The following is a 25,519-nucleotide window of genomic DNA, read 5'->3' as shown; positions in this document are numbered from 1 at the left end:
ATGACCCGTACGATCCTGATCGCCGCCGGTGGAACCGGCGGTCATCTCTTTCCCGCCGAATCCCTCGCCTTTGCGTTGGCTCCGCGCGGTTTCGACATTCATCTCGCCACCGACCACAGGGCCAACAACTACGGCTCGGAGTTTCCCGCCCGCGAGATCCACATCATCGCCTCGGCAACCTTTGGCGACCGCTCGCCGCTCGGCCTTCTGAAGTCGGCCGCCAACCTGGCGCGCGGCGAGTTGCAGTCGCTGTCTCTGGTGCGCAAGCTCGACCCGGCCGTGACCATCGGCTTCGGCGGTTACCCGACGTTGCCTCCGCTCGTCGCCGCCTGGCTGACGAGGCGTCCGACCATCGTCCATGAGGCCAACGCGGTGATGGGCCGGGCCAACCGGTTTCTTGCGCCGCGCGTCACCGCCATCGCCACCACCTTCAAGGACACGGGCCTTATGGGAGCGGGCGCCGCCCGCGCCGTGGTCACCGGCAACCCGGTGCGGCCGAAGGTGCTGGCCGCCGTCGCCCCCTACCGCGAGCCCACCGAGGACGGCAAGATCGACCTTCTGGTGTTCGGCGGCAGCCAGGGCGCCCGGGTGTTCGGCGATCTGATGCCGCCGGCTCTCGAGAAGCTGCCGTCTGATGTGGCGGCGCGGCTCCGCCTCGTGCAGCAGGTGAGGCCGGAGGACATGGAGCGCGTCGGCGCGGTCTACGCCCGGCTCGGCATCGAGCACGCAATCGCGCCTTTCTTCGTCGACTTGCCGGATCGCATCGCCAACGCCCATCTCGTCGTCTGCCGGTCGGGCGCCTCCTCGGTGGCCGAACTGACCGTCATCGGCCGGCCGTCGATCCTGGTGCCGCTGCCGCATGCGCTCGACAACGACCAGAAGACCAACGCCCTCGGCCTCGAACGAGCGGGGGGCGCCATCATGGCCGAGCAGGCGTCGCTGACGCCGGACAAGCTGGCCGAACTCATCGCCGGCCTCGTGCGCGGGCCTGACCGCCTTTCCGCCATGGCCGCCGCTGCCAGGGGCGAGGGCCGTCCGGACGCGGTGGAGCGACTGGCCGATCTCGTCGAACTCATTGCTTCCGGCGGCAAACCCGCCGATTTCGCTTCCAAGGGAACACGTCCATGAAAATGCCCCGCGACATTGGGCCGGTTCATTTCGTCGGCATCGGCGGCATCGGCATGAGCGGCATCGCCGAGGTGCTGGCCGATCTCGGCTACCGCGTGCAGGGCTCCGATCAGGCCGAGAACGCCAACGTCGAGCGTCTCAGGGCCTCGGGCATTCCGGTGACGGTCGGCCACAAGGCCGAGAACCTTGGCGCTGCCGAGGTGCTGGTGGTCTCCTCGGCTATCAAGCGCGACAATCCCGAGCTGGTGGCCGCCCGCGAGCGGCACCTTCCCATCGTCCGCCGCGCCGAGATGCTGGCCGAGCTGATGCGCTTCAAGCAGGCGATCGCCATCGGCGGCACCCATGGCAAGACGACGACCACCTCGCTGGTGGCGGCGCTGCTCGACGCCGGTGGCCTCGATCCCACCGTCATCAACGGCGGCATCATCAACGCCTACGGCACCAATGCCCGCATGGGCGCCGGCGACTGGATGGTGGTGGAAGCCGACGAGAGCGACGGCACCTTCGTCAAACTTCCGGCCGACATCGCCATCGTCACCAACATCGACCCCGAGCACCTCGACCACTACGGCACCTTCGACGCCGCCCGCGCCGCCTTCCGGCAGTTCATCGAGAACGTCCCCTTCTACGGCTTCGCGGTGATGTGCCTCGACCATCCGGAGGTGCAGGCGCTGGTGTCCAAGATCGAGGACCGGCGCATCATCACCTACGGGCAGAACCCGCAGGCCGACGTCCGCTTCGCCGACCTCCGCATCGAGGGCGGCCATTCGCGCTTCTCGGTCGAGATCCGCGACCGCGTCACCGGCGCCGAGACCGTCATTCCGGCGCTGGAGCTGCCGATGCCCGGCCGGCACAACGTCTCCAACGCCACGGCGGCGATCGCCGTCGCCCACCGGCTCGGCATCTCGGCCGAGGCGATCCGCAAGGGGCTCGGCGCCTTCGGCGGCGTCAAGCGCCGCTTTACCCGCACGGGCGACTTCAACGGCGTCACCATCTATGACGACTACGGCCACCATCCGGTGGAGATCATGGCGGTGCTCAGGGCGGCGCGCGAAGGCGCGACCGGCAAGGTGGTGGCGGTGATGCAGCCGCATCGCTACAGCCGCCTGCAGTCGCTGTTCCCCGACTTCTGCAAGGCGTTCAACGACGCCGACACGGTGATCATCGCCGACGTCTATCCGGCCGGCGAGCAGCCGATCGAGGGCGCCGACAAGGACCATCTCGTCTCCGGCATCAAGGCAGCCGGCCATCGCGACGCCCGCGCCCTCGAAGGACCGGACAAGCTGGCGGCCACCATCGCCTCGGTCGCGCGACCGGGCGACATGGTGGTCTGCCTCGGCGCCGGCAACATCACCCAGTGGGCCTACGCGCTGCCCGGTCAGCTCAAGGCGCAGGCGGAGGGAGCGTGATGGCACTGCGCGCCCGTCTTGGGGACACCTCGCATATCCGTGGCCCGATCGAGGACAACCGGTCGCTGAAGGACCTCGTGTGGTTCCGGGTCGGCGGACCGGCGGAGATCCTGTTCCAGCCGGCCGACGAGGCCGATCTTCAGGCCTTCCTGAAACTCGTGCCGGAGGACGTGCCGGTCACCGTCATCGGGCTCGGTTCCAACCTCCTGATCCGCGACGGCGGCATCGGAGGGGTGGTGATCCGGTTGTCGGTCCGCGGCTTCGGCGGCACCGAGGCGCTGTCGCCCACCCGCATTCGGGCGGGCGCCGCCATTCCCGACAAGTTTCTGGCCGCCAAGGCGCTGGAGCTCGGGCTCTCCGGCTTTGCCTTCTACCACGGCATTCCCGGCGGCCTCGGCGGCGCGCTGACCATGAATGCCGGTGCCCATGGCTCGGAGACCGCCGAACGGGTGGTCGAGGTGCGTGGCGTCACCCGTGAGGGCGAGTTGCTCACGCTGCCGGTCGGCGAGCTCGGCTACTCCTATCGCCATTCGGCGCCGCCGGCGGGCTTCATTTTCACTTCTGCGGTCCTGAAAGGCATCCCCGCCGACAAGGATAGCATCTCCCAGGCCATGAAGGCGGTCACCGAGCACCGCGAGGCGTCGCAGCCGATCAAGGCGCGCACCGGCGGCTCCACCTTCAAGAATCCGCCGGGGCATTCGGCCTGGAAGCTGATCGACGCAGCCGGTTGCCGCGGCTTCAGGGTCGGGGATGCGCAAGTCAGCGAGATGCATTGCAACTTCCTGATCAACGCCGGCGAGGCGACCGCGCACGACGTCGAGCTGCTCGGCGAGACGGTTCGCTCGCGCGTGCTGGAGACTTCCGGCATCCGCCTCGACTGGGAAATCAAGCGACTGGGCGCCTTCGCGCCCGGCGCCGAGGTCGAGCCGTTTCTCGGCAAGTGATCCGCACGGCGGGATTTGAGCGGCTGTATCGCGTCGGGCCGCCAGCAAGGGGGACAGAGCGATGGCCAAGCATGTGGCGGTACTGATGGGCGGGTGGTCGTCGGAGCGGCCGGTCAGCCTCAACTCGGGCAAGGCCTGCGCCGACGCGCTGGAGGCGCGCGGCTACCGCGTCACCCGCGTCGACGTCGATCGCACCGTCGCCGCCGTGCTGGAGGAGCTCCGTCCCGACGTCTGCTTCAACGCGCTGCATGGCATCTACGGCGAGGATGGCACCGTGCAGGGCATCCTCGAAGTGATGGATATTCCCTATACGCACTCGGGCGTGCTGGCTTCGGCGCTGGCCATGAACAAGCCCAAGGCCAAGCACGTGATGAAGGCGGCCGGCATTCCCGTGGCCGAGCACAAACTTGTCCACAGGCTTGAAGTGGTTAACGCCCACGTGCTGGAACCGCCCTATGTGATCAAGCCGCCGGCCGAGGGATCGAGCTTCGGCGTGCTCATCGTTCCGGCCGACGCGGCCCATCCGCCGCAGGAACTCGCCCGTCCCGACTGGCGGTTCGGCGACATGGTGATGGTGGAAAAATACATTCCGGGGCGGGAACTTACCTGCGGCGTGATGGGCGACCGCGCCCTTGACGTCATCGAAGTGTTGCCGCAAGGCGATGCTTTCTATGATTATGACGCCAAGTATCGGCCCGGCGGCTCCAAACACGTTCTGCCCGCCAACCTTTCACCCTTTATTTACCAAAATATTCAAACATTAGCCCTCGAAGCGCACCGTTCGCTCGGCTGCCGCGGCGTCAGCCGGGCCGATTTCCGCTTCGATGACAAGGGCGACGGTACGGGGCAGGTCATCTGCCTCGAAGTGAACACGCAACCGGGAATGACGGCGACCTCGCTTGTGCCGGAGATGGCCGCCTATGCGGGCATCGGCTTCGGCGAGCTGGTCAGTTGGATGGTGGAGGACGCAAGTTGCAGGCGATGACGACAGGCATGGCGAAGCCGGCGGGGCGAAAGAGGTTCTTCCTCTTCGGTCGTCGCGGTGTTTCGCGCCTGCGTCGCAAGCCCATCTGGCGTCCGGCCGGTCTGCTCGCGGCGCTGCCGCGCGGCGCCGGTCTCGCCATGTCCGTTGCCTATCTTCTCGCCTGGGGCGCCTACGGCATGGTGCTGTCCGGCCGCACAGGCGAAGTTCTGAACGACACGTCCGCCGAGCTCGGCTTCCGCATCTCCGCCGTCCGCATCACCGGTCAGCGCGAGATCGACGAGGCCGATGTGCTCGACACGCTGTCGATCCATTCGGGCCAGTCGCTGTTCTTCTATGACGCCGCTGCCGCCCGCGAGCGCCTGCAATCCATCCCATGGGTGCAGGACGTATCGGTCATGAAGCTTTATCCCGGCACGCTCCGGGTGATCATCGAGGAGCGTGTCCCGGCCGCCCTGTGGCAGCCGACGATCGATGCGCCCGTGGTGGTGATCGACAGCGCCGGCAAGGTCATCACCGACCGGTTGGAGACACGCTATTCCCGCCTGCCGCGCGTGGTCGGCGAGGGCGCCCAGCTCAAGGTCGCCGAGATCACGTCGCTGCTCGACGACGTGCCGGACCTGCAGAAGAAGGTGCGCGCCTCGATGCTGGTCTCCAACCGGCGCTGGGACCTGTTCCTGGATAACGGCGTACAGGTGATGCTGCCGGAGAAGAACGCGCAGAAGGCGGTGACCGAGCTTCAGGAGACCGACAAGGAATCCGGCCTTCTCGATCGCGACATCACCGTCGTCGACCTGCGCCTGCCCGACCGGCTGGTGGTTCGCCTGACCGACGACGCGCGCAAGGCCCGCGACGAACTGGTGTCGGCGCGCAACAAGGCCCTCAAGAAGCGGGAGCAGGGCGCATGACGCACGCATCCGACGCCCGCGTTCAGCGCATGCGGCCGCTGCCGCCCAAGCGGCCGGTCATCGTTTCGGTGCTCGATGTGGGCACCTCCAAGATCTGCTGCGTCATCGCCCGCCTGACGCCGCGGCCGATCGGCGACATTCTGCCCGGCCGCACCCATCTCATCGAGGTGCTCGGCTTCGGCTACCAGCGCTCGCGCGGCATCAAGGCCGGCGCGGTGGTCGACCTCGACCAGGCCGAGAAGGCGATCCGCCTCGCCGTCGACGCGGCCGAGCGCATGGCCGGCCTGACCGTCGAGTCCCTGATCGTCTCGCTGTCCTGCGGTCGGCTCGGTTCGGAGACCTTCTCGGTCAAGTACGACCTGTCCGGATCGGAAGTCTCCGAGAGCGACATCCAGCGCGTGCTGGAGATCGGCGCCTCCTACAAGGTCAAGGACGGCCGCACCATCGTTCATGCGCTGCCGATCGGTTACGCGCTCGACAACAACCGTGGCATCCGCGACCCGCGCGGCATGATCGGCTCGTCGCTGTCGGTCGACACGCATCTGGTTTCGGCCGACGCCGTGACGCTGCGCAACCTCGAGATCTCCGTCAACCGGGCGCATCTCGAAGTCGAGACCATGGTCGCCACCCCCTACGCCTCCGGCTTGTCGACGCTGGTCGACGACGAGACGCAGATGGGCGTCGCCTGCGTCGACATCGGCGGCGGCACCACCAAGATTTCCGTCTTCGCCGACGGTCAGTGCGTCCATGTCGACGCCTTCGGCCTCGGCGGCCATCACGTGACCATGGATCTGGCGCGGGCGCTGTCGGCCCGCCTCGTCGACGCCGAGCGCATCAAGGCGCTCTATGGCTCGGTGATCGCCACCGACAGCGACGAACGCGACATGGTCACCGTCGAACCGGTGGGCGACGACGACGTGGCCCATCAGGTGACGCGCGCCCAACTGGTCGAGATCATTCGTCCGCGCGTCGAGGAGACGCTGGAAGTTGTGCGCGACCGGTTGCATGCCTCGGGCTTTGCCGGTCGGGTCGGTCGCCGCGTCGTGCTGACCGGTGGCGCCAGCCAGCTCACCGGCCTGCCGGAACTCGCCCGCAAGGTGCTCGGCCGCAACGTCCGGCTCGGTCGGCCGGTCGGCGTCGCCGGTCTGCCGGAAGCGGCGCGCGGGGCAGCCTTCGCCACGGCGGTGGGTCTGATGATCTACCCGCAGGTGGCGCAGATCGAGCAGTTTTCAGGCCGGCGAAAGTCGATGGCGCTGGCCGCCAACGGTGGCTTCGTTTCCCGCATGGGGGCGTGGTTCCGCGAGAGTTTCTGATCCGCGCCGGCAACGGAGCGGGTCGGTGCGTAACAGGCGTAGGAAAGTAGCGTGCGGTTGCAGCGGCGGCCGCTGATTTGAGGACAGAGGACGTATCGGCGAGAGCCGCTTGCAGAATAACGAGGCAACCATGACTATTAATCTAAAGATGCCCGACCTCACGGAGCTCAAGCCGAGAATTACCGTCTTCGGCGTCGGCGGTGCCGGCGGCAACGCCGTCAACAACATGATCCAGTCCGGCCTTCAGGGCGTCGAGTTCGTCGTGGCGAACACCGATGCGCAGGCCCTGGCGTCCTCTCGGGCCGAACGCATCATCCAGATGGGTGTGGCGGTCACCGAGGGCCTTGGCGCCGGCTCGCAGCCGGAAGTCGGCCGCGCGGCCGCCGAGGAAGTGATCGACGAGATCAACGACCATCTCGCCGGCAGCCACATGGTGTTCATCACCTGCGGCATGGGCGGCGGCACGGGTACCGGCGCGGCGCCGGTGATCGCCCGCGCGGCCCGTGAGCACGGCATCCTCACCGTCGGCGTCACCACCAAGCCCTTCCAGTTCGAAGGCGCCCGCCGCATGAAGATCGCCGACGCCGGCATCCAGGAGCTGCAGAACTCGGTCGACACGCTGATCTGCATCCCCAACCAGAACCTGTTCCGCATCGCCAACGAGCGGACGACCTTCGCCGACGCCTTCGCGATGGCCGACCAGGTGCTCTACTCGGGCGTCGCCTGCATCACCGACCTGATGGTCAAGGAAGGCCTGATCAACCTCGACTTCGCCGACGTCCGCTCGATCATGCGCGGCATGGGCAAGGCGATGATGGGCACCGGCGAAGCCTCTGGCGAGAAGCGCGCCATCCAGGCCGCCGAGGCGGCGATTGCCAATCCGCTGCTCGACGAAGTGTCGATGCAGGGGGCGCAGGGCCTCCTGATCTCGATCACCGGCGGCAAGGACCTGACGCTGTTCGAGGTCGACGAGGCTGCAACCCGCATCCGCGAGGAAGTGGACTCCGAGGCGAACATCATCCTCGGCGCCACCTTCGACGACACCATGGAAGGCATGATCCGCGTGTCGGTCGTCGCCACCGGCATCGAGCCGGAGCTGGTCCGTCAGGAATCGGTCGTCCGCAACAACAGCGCCGATGCCGTGGGCCGCACCTCGCCGACCCGCCCCGTTCAGGTGACCACGTCTGCTGCCGCCGCCGTCGCGGCTCAGGAGGTGCGGCAGCCTTTTAACCAGCCGGCCGTGCGCCCGGCGGTGATCCGCGAGGCCGCCTCGGTCGCGTCGATCGCCCCTGCGCCCGCGCCGGTTCCGAACTACACCCAGGCTGCTGCCGCCGCCGCGCAGGTCTCCGTCGAGGCCCTCGAAGCGGCGCTGGCGCTGCCGGAAGCGTCCATCGAGCCCGAACCGGTTCGCTCCGTCACGACGCCGCATGATCCGCGCGTGTCGATCGAGCCCTACGAGCCGTCGATGAACCACTACGACGCGCCCGCGCCGGCTGCCCAGCCGCAGCCGGCCCGCGCCGCTGAGCCGGCGCCCGCCCAGCAGCCCTACGTGCCGCCGGTCGCCGAGCGTCCGTCGGCCGTCGCCCAGCGCAGCCGCGTGCCGTCGATCGAGGAGTTCCCGCCGATCGCCCAGCGTCAGGCCGCCTCGGTGCAGGTGCATCCGGAAGACCATGACGAAGAGCGTCGTCCGCTCGGCTTGCTCCGTCGCCTCGCCACCGTCGGCCTCGGCCGTCGCGAGGAAGAGGCTCAGCCCGAAGCGCCGCGCGCCGCAGCTCCCCAGCCGGCCGTGCGTCCCTCGGCGGCGAGCGAGTTCGTGAAGCGTCCGGCCGCGCCGGCTCAGGGGGCTACCGGCCGCCTCGACCAGCAGGGCCGCATGGCGCCGCAGCCGGCGCCGCGTGCTACCGACGATGACATGGAGATCCCGGCGTTCCTCCGCCGCAAGTGATCCGGTCACGAGCGTAAAAGACAAAGGCCCGCGAAGGTGACTTCGCGGGCCTCTTCTTTTCTGTGGGCCGCGTCAGAGAAAGGCGAACCGCAGCAGCGCGGCGACGGCGACGCCCACGGCGACCGTGGCGATCAGCGGCAGCCGCAATGCCAGGACGAGCACCACCACACCGGCGGCCGCTTCGATCGGGCCGGCCATGACGATTGGGGCGATGACGGCTACCAGAACGGCGGGCGGCAGCGCATCGAGGGCGACGCGGACCGGGCCGGACTTCGGCAACCGGTCGGCGACCAGGAAGCCAAGGATGCGCGTGAAATAGGTGAGGGCGCCCATGGCAAGGATGGCGGCGAAGTTGACGGGATCGATGGTCATCGCGTCGCCTCCCCGGCCAGGGCCTCGGTGGCTTGCTCGCGGGGGGCGGTGATCACGGCGGCGAGAATGCCAGCGATCGCACCGGCGATCACGTACCAGGCGCCGGGCACCGTGGCATGGACGGCGACGGCAACGACGGCGCTCGCCACCAGCACCGGCCCGGTGCGGCGGGCGCCCCTCCAGAAGCCGAGGGCCAGCGCGATGAAGATGGCGGGGAAAGCGAAGTCGAGTCCCCAGGCTTCGGGGTGTTCGAGATAGGCGCCGAACACGGTGCCGAGCACAGAGGCGACCTGCCAGCAGACGAACATCGTCAGCGCCACGGTGAAATAGAAGGTGCGGCTGATCGGCCGGTCTAGGGCGCGACGCTCGCTGAGCGCCCAGGCCTCGTCGGTGAGCAGGAAGGCGGCCAGCCAGCGCAGGCTGCCGAAATGGGCGATCTTGCCCGACAGCGAGGCGCCCATCAGCGTGTGGCGGAGGTTGACCAGGAAAGCCATCAGCGCCAGGGCGGCGATCGGAGCCGGCGTGCTCCACAGGCCCACGGCGATGAGCTGCGAGGACCCGGCGAAGACGATGGACGACATGGCGAGCATCTCGGCCGGCGTCAGGCCCTTGGCCGTCGCCTGCTGGCCAAGGATGAGGGCGAAGGGCACGGCGGCGGCGACGGTTGGAAAAACCGCCAACAGTCCGGCCCGGAAGTCGGCAAGAGGTGTTGTCATGTCCAGCTTTCTTTAGGTCAATATGACTGACCTTTATAGGTCAGTGTATATGACCTATCTCATGGGCGCTGTCCACCCGAAAACCGCAACATCCGACATATTGATGCTTCGGCGCCGCAATAATCCTAAAGAATCTGGTCGCTCATGGTGCGCGCGACACCGGCGGCGGCCATGTCGGCCCAGGCCCGCTTCAGCGAACCGGAGAGGTCGATGGCGCGGCAGGCATCTTCGATCACCGTGACCTTGAAGCCGGCGGCGGCGTCTAGGGCCGTCCAGCCGACGCAGTAATCCGTGGCGAGACCGACGACATGAACCTCATCGACGCCCCGCTCCCGGAGATAGCCGGCGAGACCGGTCAGCGTTTCGCGATCGGCTTCGCGGAAGGCGGAGTAACTGTCGACGCCCTGATGCCAGCCCTTGCGGATGACGAGTTGGGCGGAGGTGACCTCAAGGTCGGGGTGCAGCTCCGCGCCGGGCGTCCCCTGCACGCAGTGATCGGGCCACAGCACCTGGGTGCCATAGGGCATTTCGATGGTGTCGAAGGGCTCGCTGCCGTGGTGGGCGGAGGCGAAGGAGGTATGCCCCTTGGGGTGCCAGTCCTGGGTGACCACCACCTGCTCGTAACGGGGTACCAGCGCGTTGATCACCGGCACGATGGCGTGTCCTCCGCCGACTGCCAGCGCGCCGCCGGGGCAGAAATCGTTCTGAACATCGACGACGATGAGGGCGGTGGTGGGCGAGGGCATGGCGCGACTCCGGGTTGGCTGGTCGGACACGATTTATTGCACTGGCAAGGGGAGGCGGCAAGCGAGCTGGCGGGCGTCAGGCCGGCTCCTTGGACCCAAGCGATTTCCGCATCGGCAGGCCGGACTGTCCGCTCGAGCCTTCCCGCGCCTCGGCATCCTCGTAGCCCATGGCTATGTAGAAGGTGCGGGCGGCCTTGGTGCTGGTCAGCGTGATCTCAGGGCATCCCAGAAGGCTGAGATAGGCCTCGAGCGACTTGAGGATCGCCTTGCTCACGCCCCTGAAGCGCGCCTCCGGCGCCACGTAGTTCAGATTGATCTCCCCCGAATGCGAGGCGCCGCCGACGCCGATAATGGCCCCATTCTCCTCGACCACCACGATGAAGCGGTCGGGCGCTTCGATCCAGGCAAGAACGTTCTCCGGCGTCTTGTTGGCGAGCCACTGCGCCAGTGTTTCGGCATCTCCGCTGTGATCGGACAGGCAAAGATCGCAGATGGACTGGCGAAGAACCGAGGCGGCCTCCTCGGCGTCGGCGGCCATGGCGGGACGGATCAACATCTCGTACTTCCTTCAGAGTTTTGGGAACCATAAGCTGCCTGGAGGACAAAGGGTATCCTCACGTCGTCGGCAGCGTCTCGGCAAAAGCGTTCCGTTCCATCTCTCATCCGGGTAAGATGACGCTCTTATCCCGGTATAGGGGCGATCGCATGGATGCTCACGTTCGCAACGACAACGCGCTCGGCGCCTTCCTGCGCGACCGCCGATGCCGGATGGACGCCGCCACCCTGGGGCTGCCGATGTCGCGTCGGCGGACGCCGGGCCTGAGGCGCGAGGAAGTGGCCCAGCGGGCCAACGTGTCGGTCACCTGGTACACCTGGCTGGAGCAGGGCAGGGGCGGCGCGCCGTCGGCGGACGTGCTCGACCGGATCGCGCGGGCGCTGATGCTGACCGATGTCGAGCGGGAGCATCTGTTCATCATCGGTCTGGGGCGCCCGCCGGAGGTGCGTTATCGAGAGAGCGACGGGGTGTCGCCGCGCCTGCAGCGGGTGCTCGACACGCTGGAACACAGCCCGGCCCTCATCAAGACCGCCACCTGGGACGTCATCGCCTGGAATCGGGCAGCCACGGTGCTGCTCGCCGACTACGGCGCCATGGCGCCGCGCGAGCGCAACGTGCTGCGCATGATGTTCTCGGACCCGGCAGTCCGTGCACGCCAGCTCGACTGGGAAAGCGTTGCCCGCTTCGTCGTCGCCACCTTTCGCGCCGACGCGGCCCGGGCCGGCGCGGCCGGCAACGTCGAAGCGCTGGTCGACGAACTGAGCCGGACAAGTCCCGAGTTCCTGGCGATGTGGCGTGAGAAGGAAGTCGGACACCACGGCGAGGGCACCAAGACGCTACGCCATCCGACGCTCGGCGTCCTGTCGCTCGAGTATTCGTCCTTCTCGGTCGACGGGCGACCGGATCTGTCCATGGTGGTCTACAACCCGGCGACGCCCGAAGTCGCGGCGGAGGTACGGCGGCTGATCCAGTCGGCGAACGCCGGTGTCAGTGCCCCTTGAGCAACCGCTCCGCCGCCGCCCGGGCTTCCTCGGTGATGCGGCTGCCGGCCAGCATGCGGGCGATCTCCTCGCGGCGATGACCGTCGGGTAGGCGCGATACCGAGGTGGCGACGCGGGCGCCGTCATCGACGCTGTCTTTCGCGATCAGGAAGTGATGGTCGGCGCGGGCGGCGACCTGCGGCGCGTGGGTGACGGAGAGCACCTGGACCTTGCGGGCGAGGCGGGCGAGACGGGTGCCGATGGCCTCCGCCACCGCGCCACCGACGCCGGTATCGATCTCGTCGAAGACCAACGTCGAGGCCGATCCCTTGTCGGCCAGCGACACCTTGAGGGCGAGCAGGAAGCGCGAAAGTTCGCCGCCCGAGGCCACCTTCATCATCGGTCCCGGCCGGGTGCCGGGGTTGGTCTGCACCCAGAATTCCAGCGTGTCGATGCCGTCGGCAGTGCGCGTCTCGGGGTCGGCGAGCTGGTTGACGATGAAACGGGCGCGTTCGAGCTTCAAGGCCGGCAACTCGGCGCCGACGGCGTCTTCGAGCAGGCGGGCCGACTTCTCGCGGGCGACGGAAAGCTTGGCGGCCAACTTGTCATAGTCGGCGCGGGCGGTGGTGGCCGACTGTGCCAAGGCGTTGAGGCGGTCCTCGCCGGCGTCGAGGTCGGCAAGGTCCGAGGCCATGCGGGCGGCCAGCGCACCCAGCTCGTCAGCCGGCACGGAGTACTTGCGGGCGGCGGCGCGGATGGCGAACAGGCGCTCCTCGACCCGTTCCAGCTCGGCCGGGTCGAAATCGGCGGCGCGCAGGGCGGCCTCGAACACGGAACGGGCGTCCTCCAGCGCGTCGAGCGCGGTGGAGATCGATTGCAGGGCCGGGCCGGCCAAGGCCGCCACCTCGCCCTTGCGCTCCAGGCGGCGCAGCAGGCCGGACAGTTCGGGTACCGGCGAGCCGGAGCCGTTGAGATGGTCGTAGGCCTCGCGCAGGTCGACGGCGACCTTTTCGGCCCGCATCATTTCCTGCCGGCGCTCGGCAAGGGCCGTTTCCTCACCGGGCTCGGGGGCGAGCTTTTGCAGCTCCTCGACGGAGGCGCGGAGATAATCGCCTTCGCGCCGGGCGTCGGCGATGCGGCGTTCGAGGTCGGCGAGCGCCTTTTCGGCGTCGCGCCAGGCGCGATGGGCTACGGCAACCGTCTTTGCTTCGGCTTCGAGACCGCCGAAAGCATCGATCAGGCCGCGATGGATGGCGGGGTCGACCAGGGCGCGGTCGTCGTGCTGGCCGTGGATCTCGACCAGGGCGGCGCCGAGCTGTCGCAGCAGGTTGGCGGAGACGGCACGGTCGTTGACGAAGGCGCGGGTGCGGCCGTCTGCCGTCTGGACACGGCGAACGATGACGTCGCCCTCATCGTCGAGGTCGTTCTCGACCAGAAGGGCGCGGGCCGGGTGGGCGGCCGGCAGGTCGAAGACGGCGGTCACCTGCCCCTGGTCGGCGCCATGACGAACCAGACCGGCGTCGCCGCGCCCGCCCAAGGCGAGCGACAGCGCGTCGAGCAGGATGGATTTGCCGGCGCCGGTCTCACCGGTCAACACCGTCAGACCGTCGGAGAAGGCGATCTCAAGCCGCTCGATCAGAACGATGTCGCGGATTGCGAGCGTCTGCAGCATGGCGTCCCGTCAGAGCAACGCGGCCTTGAATGCCTTGGAGATCCAGGATTGGGAGTTCTCGCGCGGCTCCAGGCCATTGGTGTTGAGGAGCTTATAGGCATCCTTGTACCAGCGGCTGTCAGGATAGTTGTGGCCGAGCACGGCGGCGGCCGTCTGCGCCTCGTCGACGATGCCCATGGCGAAGTAGGCCTCGGTGAGGCGCTCGAGCGCTTCCTCGATGTGGCGGGTCGTCTGGTACTCCTGCACCACGGTCTTGAAGCGGTTGATGGCGCCAATGTACTGGTGGCGGTCGAGGTAATAACGCCCGACTTCCATTTCCTTGCCGGCGAGCTGATCCCTGGCGATATCGAGGCGCTTGCGGCCTTCGGCGGCATAGGGGCTGTCGGGGTAGCGGTCGACCAGCTCCTGCATGGCCTGCATGGCCTGCTGGGTCATCTTCTGGTCACGCGTGATGTCCGGCATCTGGTTGAAATAGGACTGCGCGATCATCCACTGCGCATAGGCGGCGTCTTCCGAGCCGGGGTAGAGCGTCAGGTAGCGCTTGCCCTGGGTGATGGCCTCGGTGAAGTTGCCGCGCGTGTAGTTGGTGTAGGTGGTCATGATGAGGGACTTGCGCGCCCACTCCGAATAGGGGTGCTGCTGGTCGACCTCTTCGAATTTCTCGGTGGCCTTCTTGTAATCGCCCTGCTGCAGGTAGGCGATACCGGCGTTGTAGGACTGCTCCGCCGGGATTTCCACGAAGGGTTCCAGCGGCTCGTCGGACGAACACCCGACGAGGGCGGTGGCGCCTCCGAGGAGAACGAGCACGGCGGCCACACGAACGAAACTCTGCCTCATGAAAACCCCATCACCGTACGCAACCGCTCGCGGCCGCCATCCATCCCACGCGTACTGCTCGCCGGTCACCGTCCGATGCCAAGCCGCCCACGCCTCCGGCGCGAGTCGGACGCACTCCGGATAACAGGAAGCTCTTTTATCGCAAAGCCGTCGCGGATGCTACGTGCCCGTGATGTTCGGCCACATTATGGCGAGAAGGCCGCAAGACCCCGGCAAAGCAGCGGGGTGACGTCAGTCGCGCGAGGGTGCGAGCGCGGCGGTCTGAAGGATGCCGCCAGCCGTCTCGCGGGCCGTCACGGCATCGTGGACGATCTCATAGGCGCCGGTGTCGGCGACGAGAGCCTTGACGGCCATCCAGTTGAGCTTGTGGCCACCCTTGTAGGACCGGAAATGGCCGATGAAGGGCATGCCGATCAGCGACAGGTCGCCCACCGCGTCGAGCGTCTTGTGGCGGGCAAACTCGTCCGGCCAGCGCAGGCCCTCGGGATTGAGGATGCGGTCCTCGCCGATGGCGACCGAGTTTTCAAGCGACGAGCCGAGCGCGAAGCCCATCTTCCAGAGCTTCTCGACGTCGGACATGAAGCCGAAGGTGCGGGCGCGGGCGATGTCGTTGGCAAAAGTCCGCGTGTTGAGGTCGAGCACGTAGGACTGATGGCCGATCAGCGGATTGGCGAAGTCGATGGTGACGTCGTAGCGCGTGCCGTCGTAGGGCAGGAACTCCAGCACGGCGCCGCCAACTTCGAGGCGCACCGGCTTGAGGACGCGCAACAGCTTGCGCGGCGCGGTGAGGCGGCGCAGGCCGGCCTCGGCGATCAGGTCGATGAACATGGCCGAGCAGCCGTCGGCGATGGGCATTTCCGGGCCGTCGATCTCGACGACGACATTGTCGACGCCGGAGGCGGCCAGCGCGGCCATCAGATGCTCGATGGTGGCGACCGTGCGGCCGCCAATGCCGATCATCGTGCAGAGTTCGGTAGCAACCACATTCTCGTGGCGAGCGGCGATCTCCACCTCCTCGCCGTCGGTGCGAACGAAGACGATGCCCCGGTCGGCGTCGGCGGGGTGCAGGACGATGGTCGCCGGCTTGCCGGAATGCACGCCGATGCCCGAGAACCGGACACTTTCGCCGAGGGTGGTCTGCTTGCCGTAGGACATTCGCATCGAGTATTTTCCAAAAAAAGACCGGTAAGCGCAGTACGAGCCGAGCCGGCACATTTTTCATAAAACACACGGAAGCGCCCCAGGAAAGTCACTCTTTCTTACCGAGTGTTACGCTGTCGGCGACGTGTTTTCTCCTTGAGTTTCAAATGATTGCCGGAAGGGTAGCGCGCGCGGCCGCAAGGTCGCGCGAAAGGCGTGAAAAATCGAATCGCGTCAGGCGGCGAGCGGCGCCGTGGCGGCGACAAGCCAGGCCCGGTCGGCTTCGTTCTCCAGGAGCGGCAGCAGCTTCTCGCGGACCTCGGCGTGATAGGCGTCGAGCCAGGCGCGTTCGCGCTCCGCCAGCATCGCCGGCCGGATCAGGCGACGATCGATCGGGCACATCGTCACCGTCTCGAAACCCATCATCGGCCGCTCGCCACCGTCGATCGGCTCGGGCGCGGTGACGATGACGAGGTTCTCGATGCGGATGCCCCAGGCGCCGGCCTTGTAGAAGCCCGGCTCGTTGGACATCAGCATGCCCGGCTCCAGCGGCACGTGGCCGGTCTTGGCGATGCGGCCCGGTCCCTCGTGGACCGAGAGATAGTGACCGACGCCGTGGCCGGTGCCGTGATCGAAGTCGAGGCCGGCTTCCCACAGCTTTTCGCGCGCGAGCACGTCGAGATGGGCGCCGGAGGTGCCCTTGGGGAAGCGGGCGAGCGTCAGGCGGATATGGCCGATCAGCACCCGGGTGAAGCGGTCGATCATCTCCTCGGTCGGGGTTCCGACGATCATGGTGCGGGTGATGTCGGTGGTGCCGTCCTCGTACTGGGCGCCGGAATCGACAAGGAGAATGCCGTTCATCTCCACCTTGCGGTTGGAGGCGGTGCTGACGTGATAGTGCGGGATGGCGGCGTTGGGGCCGGCGCCGGCGATGGTGTCGAAGGAGATGTCGCGCAGCGCGCCGGTTTCGGCGCGGAACGCCTCGAGCTGCTTGGTGACGGCGATCTCGTCGAGCCCGCCCTTCGGCGCCTCGCGGTCGATGAAGGCGAGGAAGCGCACCATGGCGACGCCGTCACGGACGTGGGCGGCGCGGATGCCGGCAAGCTCGGTGGCGTTCTTCAACGCCTTGGGCAGCAGCACCGGGTCGGCCCCGGCCACTACCTTGCCGCCGCCGGCTTCGACGCGGCGCACCACTTCGAAGGCCGCCGAAGCCTTGTCGACCAGCACCGAGCCGCCGAGCGCCGTCAGCGCCGGGGAGAAGGCGGTGGGCGTTTCGACGGCGGCGATCTGCTCCAGCCGGTCGCGGACGATGTTGTCAAGCTTGGCGCCGTCGATGAACAGGGAGGGGCGGCCTTCCTTGCGCAGGATGGCGAAGGATAGCGCCTCCGGCGTGTGCGGAACGTCCTCGCCACGGATGTTGAAGGCCCAGGCGATGGAATCGGGGCGCGTCAGCACGGCGGCGTCGGCGCCGGCCTTGCCGATCGCTTCGCCGAGGCGGGCGAGCTTGGACTCGGCGCTCTCGCCGGCAAGGCTTTCGGGGAACAGCGACACCCGGCCCTTGGGTGGTTCGGGACGATCCGTCCAGACCGCATCGACCGGGTTGCCGTCAACGGCGACGAACTCGGCGCCGCTGGCGGCGAGCGCCGTCTCGAAGCGGCCGACTTCGGCGGCGGTCATCAGCCAGGGATCGAAGCCGATGCGGTCGCCCTTGGCGACGATGGTCTTCAACCAGTCGTGCGGCGGTTCCTCGATGAGGTGATGCGGCTCGATGACCGCGAGGTCGACCTGCTCGCGCACCTGAAGCGTGTAGCGGCCATCGACGAAGATGGCGGCGCGATCCTCAAGAACGATGGCGAGGCCGGCCGAGCCGGCAAATCCGGTCAGCCAGAGCAGGCGTGCGGCGGCGGCGGGAATGTACTCGCCCTGATGCTCGTCGGCGAGCGGCACCAGGAAACCCTTGAGGCCACGCCGTTTCAGCTCGGCCCTCAGGGCGGCGATCCGCGCCTTGCCGTGGCTGGGATCGCTGACGTTATCGAATGTCTGGAACACCTCTGTCACTCCGCCATGCTCGAAAGAGCGAGAGTTGTGGCCCCTGGCTTCGGGAGTCGTCAAGGATGGCCTTTCCGGGAGCACTGCTCCATCCGGCGCCATACGTCGCCGGATACCGTCGGAGAGCCTTGGCCCGGCTTCGGGCCAGTCGAGGCGGTTATCCTTCATTCACCCTTTTGGCGCGAATCCGGCGGCAAGTGAGGGTTGCGGCGAAAGGGAGGCGGCAGCCATGAGTCACCTGCAAGGGTGGCCTGCAATGTCATTCGTTCATACTAAAGTCGTAGTCTGCTACTATAAGAGCAGTTCGGAGGGCTGGTTTCGCGTCCCATGAGGATAACGGCGCTTTTGAGAACGGTCGGCGGACGCCGATAACATTCAAGAGGTGCTAAAATGAGCCGATTTGCCCCAACTACCGCCACATCCTACCGAAGTGGCGTTTTCCGCAGGACCTACGAGACCACGCTCGGCACGCGCGAGCGGCAGGCACAGCGTTATGTCGCGCCTTATCTCGCGTCCATGGACGACCAGGCCGGGCGCGAGCAGGGATCCGGTCGCAGCTCGACCGGAATCATGCGGTCGCGCGCCATCGACGCCGCTCTGTGATACGCGTTCCGCTTGATCCGGACGCATCCGGCTCAAGCGGGTGGCTCAAGCGGGTTTCGGCCGGACCGGCCGGCGCCCGGTCGGGCGCTTCTGCTCCCGTCGGGTTCCGCCCGAAAGGTCGAAACCCGACGGAAACGGTATGAGGTCTGTTTTCAGCCGGCGTAACGCAGCACCAGCGTGCTCCAGACATCCTTGACGAGGTGTCGCTCGCGCACGAAGCCTTGTGCGCGGAAGGCGGCGAGCACGCTCTCGGCCTGGGTTCTGAGGATACCCGAGAGAACCACGGCCGCGCCCGGCTGGGCGTGGGTGCGGAACTGCGGCGACAGCATCTTCAGCGGGTCGGCCAGGATGTTGGCGACGATCAGGTCGAACTTGCGGCCGACGATGGCCGGGTGAGCGAAGCCGGCGGCGGTTACCGCCGTGACGAGGTTGGCGGCGCCGTTGATCTCGGCATTTTCCAAAGCGATTTCAACCGCCAGCGGGTCGATGTCGGAGGCGAGCACCGGCCGCTTGGTGGCGAGCGCGATACCGATAGCGAGGACGCCCGATCCGGTGCCAAGGTCGAACACGTTGTCGAAGCGATAGACGGCGAGCAGGCGGGTCAGCGCCGTCAGGCAGCCCCAGGTGGTCGGGTGGTGACCGGTGCCGAAGGCCTGGTTCGCCTCGATCTGGAGGCCGATCAGCCCCTTGGGAATGCGGTCGCGATCATGGGCGCCATGCACCACGAAGCGGCCGGCGACCACCGGGCTCAGGCCTTCGAGGCTCTGCGCCACCCAGTCGACATCCTCGGGAACCGGCTCGACCGTTACCAGCGCGGCATCGACGATGCCGCCGAGGGCGGCGCGGGCGGGAGCCAGAATCTCGTCGCCATCCTCGGCAAAGAAGAAGCCATCCACCGCCCAGCCATCGTCGGTCTCATACCAGCTCACTGGACCGGCTTCGACGAAGGCGGCCTCGACCGCATCGGCAATCGTCTCGGCGGCCGCCGCATCGGCGGCGGGAACATGGAGCTGGTACTGGCGCATGGCGGTTCCTGAGGTGAAATCCGGGCTGGCGGCGGTTTAGTCGCAGCCCGACAGCTTGTCAAAGCGAGACCTCATCGACATGCACGGGTATTCGAGATGCGCGTCCGGGCAAGGGGTGGGGCGTCACTCCAGGCCGTCGGTGAGCGATCAGGCCGCTTCCCCCTTGTCGGAGGGGTCTTTCCCTGTCGAAGGCAGCAGGGGCTTCCTTCGCTTCGCCTGCTTGTCGCTCGACCGAACGACCAGATCGGCCCCTACCAGGATCTTCACTGGCGGCTGGAGCTCGGATGCGTTGATCAGGTCATCGAGTATGGTGATGGCCAGATAGCCGATCTTGCGCTTCGATACGTCGATGGTGGTCAGTGGCGGGTCCATGGTGACGCTCATCGGCAAATTGTCGAAGCCGATGATCGACACGTCGGCGGGAATGCGAATGTTGTGTTCCCTTAGCGCCTTGATGAAGCCATAGGCGATCACGTCGTTGGTGCAGAAATAGCACTCCGCCAGTTTGCCGCCGGAGGCGAGGTGCTGCGCCGTCGCCTCGTAGGCGCCATCGAAGGTCGACTCGACCCAGAGCGTGTTCTCCTCGCGTATCGGCAGGTCAAGCCGCAGCATGTTCTTGGTAAATGCCTGGCGGCGCAAACCGAAGTTGGTCGTTTCGACGGGACTTGCGACAAAGCCTATGTCCTGAAAGCCTTGCGACTTGAAGCGCGACAAGACCTTGTAGACCGCATCCTCGTTGTTCATGTTGACGAAATTGGCGTCGATCAGCTCGTGAAAGGTGTCGATGAACACCGTGGGGATCCCGGTCGTGAGCAGCAGGCGGATGTCGGCTTCGCTGAGCTCGGTGCCAAGAGCCACCACCCCCTTGACGCCGGTCGCGGCCAGCGACTGGACAATGCCCTGAATGGTCTCCCGCTCGTGGCTGACCACTTCCAGGGAATAACCTCGCCGTGTCGCTTCCTGCGACATGCCGTCGATGTAGTCGGAAATGAAATGGCTATGGTCGCGATTCACGGTGTGTCCGTGCTTGGCGATCTTCAGGAAACGCAGGGTGTCATTGGCCCCGTCGGGCGCCCGGACGCGCGCCGGTCGCGGCACGTAGTTCAGGTCGGCGACGACGTCGAGCACCTTGGCGCGTGTCGCTCCCGATATCTCGCCCTTTCCGTTTAGGACCAGCGAGACGGTTGCCGCAGAGACGCCAGCCGCCTTGGCGATGTCCCTCATTGTCAGGGGCTTCTTGTCACTCATTCCACGCTTGCTTCTTCGATTTCCCACGCGTCGTCACCACTTTATCCCGTTTACTAAACAAAGGCCAGTTTGGCCAGCCAACACCGGCTGGGGCGGACTCGACTTTTGGCTAATGCGCGGAGATGGTCTTGCGTTGCCAATAAACGCCGCCTATGATTTACTAAACTAACGTATTTTTCAATAAACAAATGGAGGGGACGGTGAGGAGAGTGGACGGCCAGTTTCTGGTCCTCGCTGCCATCAATGTGATCCTCTTGGGGCTCGGGGCGGCCATCTCGGACGGGGCTTTCCTGTCCATCTTCAATCTGCAATCGATGGCCGGACAGGTGCCGGAGATCGGGCTGCTGGCGATCGGCGTCATGCTGGCGATGTGCGCCGGCGATGGCGGCATCGATCTCTCGGGCATCGCGCTTGCCAATCTGTCGGGTGTGCTGTCGGCGGTGATCGTCGCCCACTTCGTCTCGAACGTCGAGCAGGAGGGGCTCTATTCGGCCCTGTTCATTTTCGGCGCCCTGGTCATTGGCTTCCTGGGTGGTCTGGTCAACGGCACCCTGATTACCCGCTTCGGAATTACGCCGATCCTCTGCACGCTGGGCACGCAGATGGCGTTCACCGGCCTGTCAGTCATCGTTTCCGGCGGCAAGGCCGTGGTCGTTGGGAGCCCTGAGCCGCTGTCGTCGATCGGGAACGAGTTCTGGTTTGGTGCGCCGATCAGCTTCATCGTGTTCATCGTCGTCGCAACGCTGGTTGGCGCCGCGCTCAAGTTTTCGCCGTTCGGCCGGTGGCTGATGCTGTCGGGGTCCAATCCCAAGGCGGCTCTTTATGCCGGCTTCCCCAGATCGGCGGTGGTGATGGCCACCTACGCGTTGAGCGGCACGCTTTCCGGATTGTCGGGCGTAATCATCGCCGCGCGTAACGTAAACGTTAAGTGGGATTACGGTGCGTCCTATCTGTTGATCGCCATTCTGATCGCGGTGATGGCCGGCGTTCGTCCGGAGGGAGGCTACGGACGAATCGTCTGCGTCGTTTTTTCGGCGGTCGCGCTGCAGCTGATGTCCAGCCTGCTCAACTTTGGCGGTCTGTCCAACTTCGTTCGCGATTTCGCCTGGGGTGCGCTGTTGCTCACCTTCCTTGCGATCGCCCGGTACGACCTCGTCAGCTTCGTGTTCCCCGACAAGCGTCGCTAGGTCAGCCGACCGCGCTTCCCCCACGCGTCGGACGGGAGAAATTGGGGGAATTAGTGGAGGAGAAGAAAATGAAGAAAAGCATTCGCACGGTCATGGCCGCGCTGATGGCCACCACGGTCGTCGCTGCGACGACGGGTTTCGCGACCGCCGACGACAAGCCGGTGATCGCCACCGTGGTCAAGATCGCCGGTATTCCCTGGTTCGATCGCCTCGAGACGGGCGTCAAGGCCTTCCAGGCCGCCAACCCGGATGTGGTCGCCACCCAGTATGGTCCGGCGACGTCGGACTCGGCCCAGCAGTTGCAGATCGTTCAGGATCTCGTCGCAAAGGGCGTCAACGCGCTGGCGGTGGTTCCCATGGATCCGGCGGTTCTTGAAGGCACGTTGAAGCGGGCCATGGAGCGCGGCACCATCGTCGTCACCCATGAGGCCGACAACCAGGTCAACACCATGGCCGACGTCGAAGCCTTCGATAACTCGTTCTATGGCGCCGCCCTCAATGAGCGTCTCGCCTCGTGCATGGGCAAGAAGGGCAAGTGGACGACCTTTGTCGGTTCGCTCGGCAGCCGCACGCACATGCAGTGGGTTGGCGCTGGCGAGGAGAACGCCAAGAAGTATCCGGACATGGAGCTGGTCGATCCGAACAACGAGTCGTTCGATGACGCCAACGGCACCTATGAGAAGGCCAAGGAGCTGCTGCGCAAGCACCCGGATCTCGCGGGCTTCCAAACCTCTGCCGGCAACGATGTGCTCGGCGTCGGTCGCGCCATCGAGGAAGCCGGTCTCGCCGGCAAGGTCTGTCTGGTGGGCACCGGTCTGCCGAACCCGTCGGCGCCCTATCTCGATTCCGGCGCCATCACGGCCATCGGCTATTGGGATCCCCAAAAGGCCGGAATGGCGATGAACGCTGTCGCCAAGCTGCTTCTCGAGAAGAAGGAGCTCAAGACCGGCATGGACCTCGGCGTCGAGGGCTACAACAGCGTCACCGTCACCAAGGGCGCCGGCGAGGGCCTGCTGGTGATCGGCAACGGCATGATGCTAGACGACAAGGACAGCTACAAGGCTCATCTCTTCTGATCGTCCAGCCATTGCAACGAAACCCCGGAGGACTTCGGTCCTTCGGGAACTCCCGCGGCTGTCCGTAGCGCCGGCCCGGGTGAAGTCATGAAAGGATTCTGGGAGTGGCGGAAGACTCGCAGACCGACCAGTGTTTCCTGCAGCTCAGGCAGATTCATAAGCGCTTTGGCGGCGTTCATGCGTTGCGCGGTGTCGACCTGACTCTGGAACTCGGCCAAGCCTACCACCTGCTCGGTGAGAATGGTTGCGGCAAAAGCACCGTCATCAAGGTGATGTCGGGCGCCATATCGCCAACCGAGGGCGAAATCATCCTGAACGGAGAGAGCTTCTCGGCTCTGACGCCCATTCAGTCGCTCGCCGCCGGCATCGAGACGGTCTACCAGGATCTGTCTCTCATTCCCAACCTGACGGTCGCCGAGAACGTGGCGCTCAGCGAGCAGCTTGTGCATGGCGAGGGGCGTCTTGTCCGACGTCTGGACCGGAACCAGTTGCGGGTGACCGCCAGCGCGGCGCTCGCCTCGGTCGGGCTGCCGACAACGCGATCCTTTCTGACGTCCGTGGTATCCGAGTTGCCGCTCGCTCAGCGTCAGCTCGTGGCGATCGCCAGGGCGATTGCCACCAAGGCCAAGCTCGTCATCATGGACGAGCCGACAACATCGCTCACCCGACGCGAGGTCGAAAACCTGATCGAGGTCGTGTCGCGTCTTCGGGCCGACAACATCGCGGTGCTGTTCGTTACCCACAAGCTCGACGAGTGCTACCGCATCGGCGGGCATGCCATTGTCTTCCGCGATGGCGAGTGCGTGGCGCAGGGGCCGCTCGCGAGCTACAGCAAGGCCGATATCGCCGAGCTGATGACCGGTCGCAAGATCGACGCGCACCGCTATCGCGTCGGCAAGCCGGCGGACGAGGAGCTGTTGCTCGTGCAGGGGCTGACCGCCTCGCCAAGCTTCTTCGACGTCAATTTCAGCCTCCGACGGGGCGAGATCCTCGGAATCACCGGCCTTGCCGACTCCGGTCGCAACGAGTTGGCGCTGGCCATTTCCGGGGTTCGCCCGGCCGCCTCCGGGGCGATAGCCGTCGGGGGAGCCAAGGCGCGCATTCGTCATCCCTCCGATTCCATTCGGCACGGCATCGGCTATGTGCCGGAAAACCGGCTCGACGAAGGGCTGTTTCTGGAAAAGTCCATCCTCGACAACGAAATAGCGCTGGTGGTGGCCAAGCTTGCCAACTCCTGGGGCGTCATCGATGACGGCAGGGGACGCGAGATCGCCGCCGAAGTCGCCAAGGACATGCGGCTCAACACCACCGACATCGACATGCCCGTCGGTTCGCTGTCCGGCGGCAATCAGCAGCGCGTGCTGATTGGGCGTTGGCTCACCATCGAACCGAAGATCCTGCTCCTGCACGGCCCGACCGTCGGCGTCGACGTCGGGTCCAAGGACACCATCTATCGCGCCATCCAGGTTCTGGCGGAACGGGGGATCGGGCTCATCGTGATCAGCGACGACCTGCCGGAGCTGCTGCAGAACTGCGACCGCATCCTGGTGATGAACGGTGGGCGCTTCGTTGCCGACCTCGATGCCTCCGAGGCGACCGAGGAGGACATCTATCACGCCATGCTGGCGTCAAATTCGGAGACCGTCCAATGACCCTGTTCTCGACCGGAAAGGCGCGGACGGCCGAACGAGACGGAGACCGCCTCGGCTTTGCCGGCTTTGTCCACAAGTATCCCGAGACGGTGACGGCGGCACTGCTGGTGGTGATCTGCGTCGTTGTCGCCATCCTCAATCCGGACTTCCTGCAGCCGTCGTCGCTGATCGACATCGGGCGCGCCAGCGTCGTCACCGGCCTGTTCGCTCTCGGCGTGTTCGTCATCCTCGCCGCCGGCGGCATCGACGTGTCGTTCACGGCCATTGCCGCGCTGACGATGTATTCGATCACTCTTCTGACCACGAGCTACGCACCGGGGTTGCCGATGGTTCTCGTGCTGGCCATGGCGGTGGGCGGCGGAGTTCTGCTCGGCATGTTCAACGGCTTCCTGGTCTACAACTTCGGCGTTCCGGCGATGATCGTCACCATCGGGACCCAGTATCTGTTTCGCGGCATCCTCCTGGCCTTCGTCGGCACCGTGTGGATCATGGCGTTGCCCGAGCAGATGCTGACCTTCGGCCGGGCGCCGATGGTGCAGTTCACCAACTCCAATGGCGCCGTCGTCACGCTTCCCCTTTATGTGCTGGTGCTGCCTGCCGCCGCCGTGTTGACCTGGTGGATCCTGAACCGCACGCTGATGGGGCGGGCGATCTTCGCCATGGGAGGTAGCGCCCGGGTGGCGGAGAGGCTTGGTTACAACCTCAGGACCGTCCACCTGTTCCTCTTCGGTTTCGCCGGGGCATTAGCCGGTCTTGCTGGCATCATTCACGTCAGCAGCAATCGCCTCGCCAATCCCTTCGATCTTGTCGGCACGGAAATCAACGTCATCGCGGCCGTTGTGCTCGGTGGCGCCCGCATTACCGGTGGCACCGGCACGGTGATCGGTACGCTGCTCGGCGTGCTGCTGGTCACCGTCATCAACAACGTGCTGGTGATGGTGGGAATTCCCAGCACCTGGCAGCGCTTCGTCGTCGGAACATTCATTTTGCTCGCCGCGGCCTTCTTCGTCGTGCGCCAGCGTCGGAACTAG

The 25,519-nt window shown here is 66.2% G+C and carries 23 protein-coding genes; 13 read left to right on the top strand and 10 right to left on the bottom strand.

Annotated elements, in window-relative coordinates; translation table 11 throughout:
* From murG to ftsZ, 7 genes are all read left to right on the top strand, one after another.
* Complete coding sequence (gene murG / locus M4J40_RS04690; RefSeq protein WP_251752510.1) at window positions 1-1,128, top strand: undecaprenyldiphospho-muramoylpentapeptide beta-N-acetylglucosaminyltransferase; 1,128 nt, start codon at window positions 1-3, stop codon at window positions 1,126-1,128.
* Window positions 1,125-2,537 carry a UDP-N-acetylmuramate--L-alanine ligase gene (murC, locus tag M4J40_RS04685; RefSeq protein ID WP_251752508.1) on the top strand — a complete coding sequence of 471 codons (1,413 nt, stop codon included), beginning with the start codon at window positions 1,125-1,127 and terminating at the stop codon, window positions 2,535-2,537. The genes murG and murC overlap by 4 nt, the downstream gene beginning before the upstream one ends.
* On the top strand, window positions 2,537-3,481 hold the full coding sequence (murB, locus tag M4J40_RS04680) for a UDP-N-acetylmuramate dehydrogenase (RefSeq protein ID WP_251752506.1): 945 nt from the start codon (window positions 2,537-2,539) through the stop codon (window positions 3,479-3,481). The genes murC and murB overlap by 1 nt, the downstream gene beginning before the upstream one ends.
* A gap of 61 nt (window positions 3,482-3,542) precedes the next feature.
* Window positions 3,543-4,466, top strand: coding sequence for a D-alanine--D-alanine ligase (locus M4J40_RS04675; protein ID WP_251752505.1), 924 nt, complete (start codon window positions 3,543-3,545; stop codon window positions 4,464-4,466).
* A complete protein-coding gene (locus tag M4J40_RS04670) occupies window positions 4,463-5,371 on the top strand; it encodes a cell division protein FtsQ/DivIB (RefSeq protein ID WP_251752570.1) in 909 nt (302 codons plus the stop codon). Before M4J40_RS04675 ends, M4J40_RS04670 begins: the two co-directional genes overlap by 4 nt.
* A gap of 29 nt (window positions 5,372-5,400) precedes the next feature.
* Window positions 5,401-6,684, top strand: a complete 1,284-nt coding sequence (ftsA, locus tag M4J40_RS04665) for a cell division protein FtsA (protein ID WP_251752568.1) — start codon at window positions 5,401-5,403, stop codon at window positions 6,682-6,684.
* A gap of 130 nt (window positions 6,685-6,814) precedes the next feature.
* Complete coding sequence (ftsZ, locus tag M4J40_RS04660; protein WP_251752503.1) at window positions 6,815-8,629, top strand: cell division protein FtsZ; 1,815 nt, start codon at window positions 6,815-6,817, stop codon at window positions 8,627-8,629.
* A gap of 72 nt (window positions 8,630-8,701) precedes the next feature.
* Here the strand turns inward: ftsZ and M4J40_RS04655 are convergent, their stop codons facing one another.
* From M4J40_RS04655 to M4J40_RS04640, 4 genes are all read right to left on the bottom strand, one after another.
* Window positions 8,702-9,001, bottom strand: coding sequence for an AzlD family protein (locus M4J40_RS04655; RefSeq protein ID WP_251752501.1), 300 nt, complete (start codon window positions 8,999-9,001; stop codon window positions 8,702-8,704).
* The gene (locus M4J40_RS04650) at window positions 8,998-9,717 is read right to left on the bottom strand and encodes an AzlC family ABC transporter permease (protein ID WP_251752500.1); all 720 of its coding nucleotides are present in this window, start codon (window positions 9,715-9,717) and stop codon (window positions 8,998-9,000) included. The genes M4J40_RS04655 and M4J40_RS04650 overlap by 4 nt, the downstream gene beginning before the upstream one ends.
* A gap of 125 nt (window positions 9,718-9,842) precedes the next feature.
* The gene (gene pncA, locus M4J40_RS04645; RefSeq protein ID WP_251752499.1) at window positions 9,843-10,463 is read right to left on the bottom strand and encodes a bifunctional nicotinamidase/pyrazinamidase; all 621 of its coding nucleotides are present in this window, start codon (window positions 10,461-10,463) and stop codon (window positions 9,843-9,845) included.
* A 76-nt stretch (window positions 10,464-10,539) separates the two neighbouring features.
* On the bottom strand, window positions 10,540-11,019 hold the full coding sequence (locus tag M4J40_RS04640) for a GNAT family N-acetyltransferase (RefSeq protein WP_251752498.1): 480 nt from the start codon (window positions 11,017-11,019) through the stop codon (window positions 10,540-10,542).
* Window positions 11,020-11,168: 149 nt separating this feature from the next.
* Between M4J40_RS04640 and M4J40_RS04635 the strand changes: the two genes are divergently transcribed.
* Window positions 11,169-12,020, top strand: coding sequence for a helix-turn-helix transcriptional regulator (locus M4J40_RS04635; protein WP_251752497.1), 852 nt, complete (start codon window positions 11,169-11,171; stop codon window positions 12,018-12,020).
* Here M4J40_RS04635 and recN read toward each other — a convergent pair.
* The 4 genes from recN to M4J40_RS04615 form a co-directional block, all read right to left on the bottom strand.
* Window positions 12,007-13,671: a DNA repair protein RecN gene (gene recN, locus M4J40_RS04630; RefSeq protein WP_251752496.1), complete on the bottom strand. Its 1,665-nt coding sequence runs from the start codon at window positions 13,669-13,671 to the stop codon at window positions 12,007-12,009. The genes M4J40_RS04635 and recN overlap by 14 nt on opposite strands.
* A gap of 9 nt (window positions 13,672-13,680) precedes the next feature.
* Window positions 13,681-14,508 carry an outer membrane protein assembly factor BamD gene (locus tag M4J40_RS04625; protein WP_251752495.1) on the bottom strand — a complete coding sequence of 276 codons (828 nt, stop codon included), beginning with the start codon at window positions 14,506-14,508 and terminating at the stop codon, window positions 13,681-13,683.
* Window positions 14,509-14,739: 231 nt separating this feature from the next.
* A complete protein-coding gene (gene lpxC, locus M4J40_RS04620; protein ID WP_251752494.1) occupies window positions 14,740-15,669 on the bottom strand; it encodes a UDP-3-O-acyl-N-acetylglucosamine deacetylase in 930 nt (309 codons plus the stop codon).
* Between the two features lie 213 nt (window positions 15,670-15,882).
* Window positions 15,883-17,697: an aminopeptidase P family protein gene (locus M4J40_RS04615; RefSeq protein ID WP_251752492.1), complete on the bottom strand. Its 1,815-nt coding sequence runs from the start codon at window positions 17,695-17,697 to the stop codon at window positions 15,883-15,885.
* Window positions 17,698-18,087: 390 nt separating this feature from the next.
* On the opposite strand from M4J40_RS04615, the gene M4J40_RS04610 reads away from it, so the two are divergent.
* Window positions 18,088-18,300, top strand: a complete 213-nt coding sequence (locus M4J40_RS04610; protein WP_251752491.1) for a hypothetical protein — start codon at window positions 18,088-18,090, stop codon at window positions 18,298-18,300.
* A 152-nt stretch (window positions 18,301-18,452) separates the two neighbouring features.
* On the opposite strand, the gene M4J40_RS04605 is transcribed toward M4J40_RS04610, so the two are convergent.
* On the bottom strand, window positions 18,453-19,325 hold the full coding sequence (locus tag M4J40_RS04605) for a 50S ribosomal protein L11 methyltransferase (protein ID WP_251752490.1): 873 nt from the start codon (window positions 19,323-19,325) through the stop codon (window positions 18,453-18,455).
* A gap of 147 nt (window positions 19,326-19,472) precedes the next feature.
* Window positions 19,473-20,573, bottom strand: coding sequence for a LacI family DNA-binding transcriptional regulator (locus M4J40_RS04600; RefSeq protein WP_251752489.1), 1,101 nt, complete (start codon window positions 20,571-20,573; stop codon window positions 19,473-19,475).
* Window positions 20,574-20,773: 200 nt separating this feature from the next.
* Here M4J40_RS04600 and M4J40_RS04595 point away from each other — a divergent pair, with 200 nt between their 5' ends.
* The 4 genes from M4J40_RS04595 (at window position 20,774) to M4J40_RS04580 (ending at window position 25,519) form a co-directional block, all read left to right on the top strand.
* Window positions 20,774-21,760, top strand: coding sequence for an ABC transporter permease (locus M4J40_RS04595; protein WP_251752488.1), 987 nt, complete (start codon window positions 20,774-20,776; stop codon window positions 21,758-21,760).
* Window positions 21,761-21,852: 92 nt separating this feature from the next.
* Window positions 21,853-22,836, top strand: a complete 984-nt coding sequence (locus M4J40_RS04590; RefSeq protein WP_251752567.1) for a substrate-binding domain-containing protein — start codon at window positions 21,853-21,855, stop codon at window positions 22,834-22,836.
* A 104-nt stretch (window positions 22,837-22,940) separates the two neighbouring features.
* Window positions 22,941-24,488 (top strand): sugar ABC transporter ATP-binding protein, encoded by a 1,548-nt coding sequence (locus M4J40_RS04585; protein ID WP_251752487.1) that lies wholly within the window; start codon window positions 22,941-22,943, stop codon window positions 24,486-24,488.
* Window positions 24,485-25,519, top strand: a complete 1,035-nt coding sequence (locus M4J40_RS04580; protein WP_251752486.1) for an ABC transporter permease — start codon at window positions 24,485-24,487, stop codon at window positions 25,517-25,519. Before M4J40_RS04585 ends, M4J40_RS04580 begins: the two co-directional genes overlap by 4 nt.

Source organism: Pleomorphomonas sp. JP5 (assembly GCF_023721815.1).
Lineage (GTDB): Bacteria > Pseudomonadota > Alphaproteobacteria > Rhizobiales > Pleomorphomonadaceae > Pleomorphomonas.
This window is presented reverse-complemented; position numbering and strand designations above follow the sequence as displayed.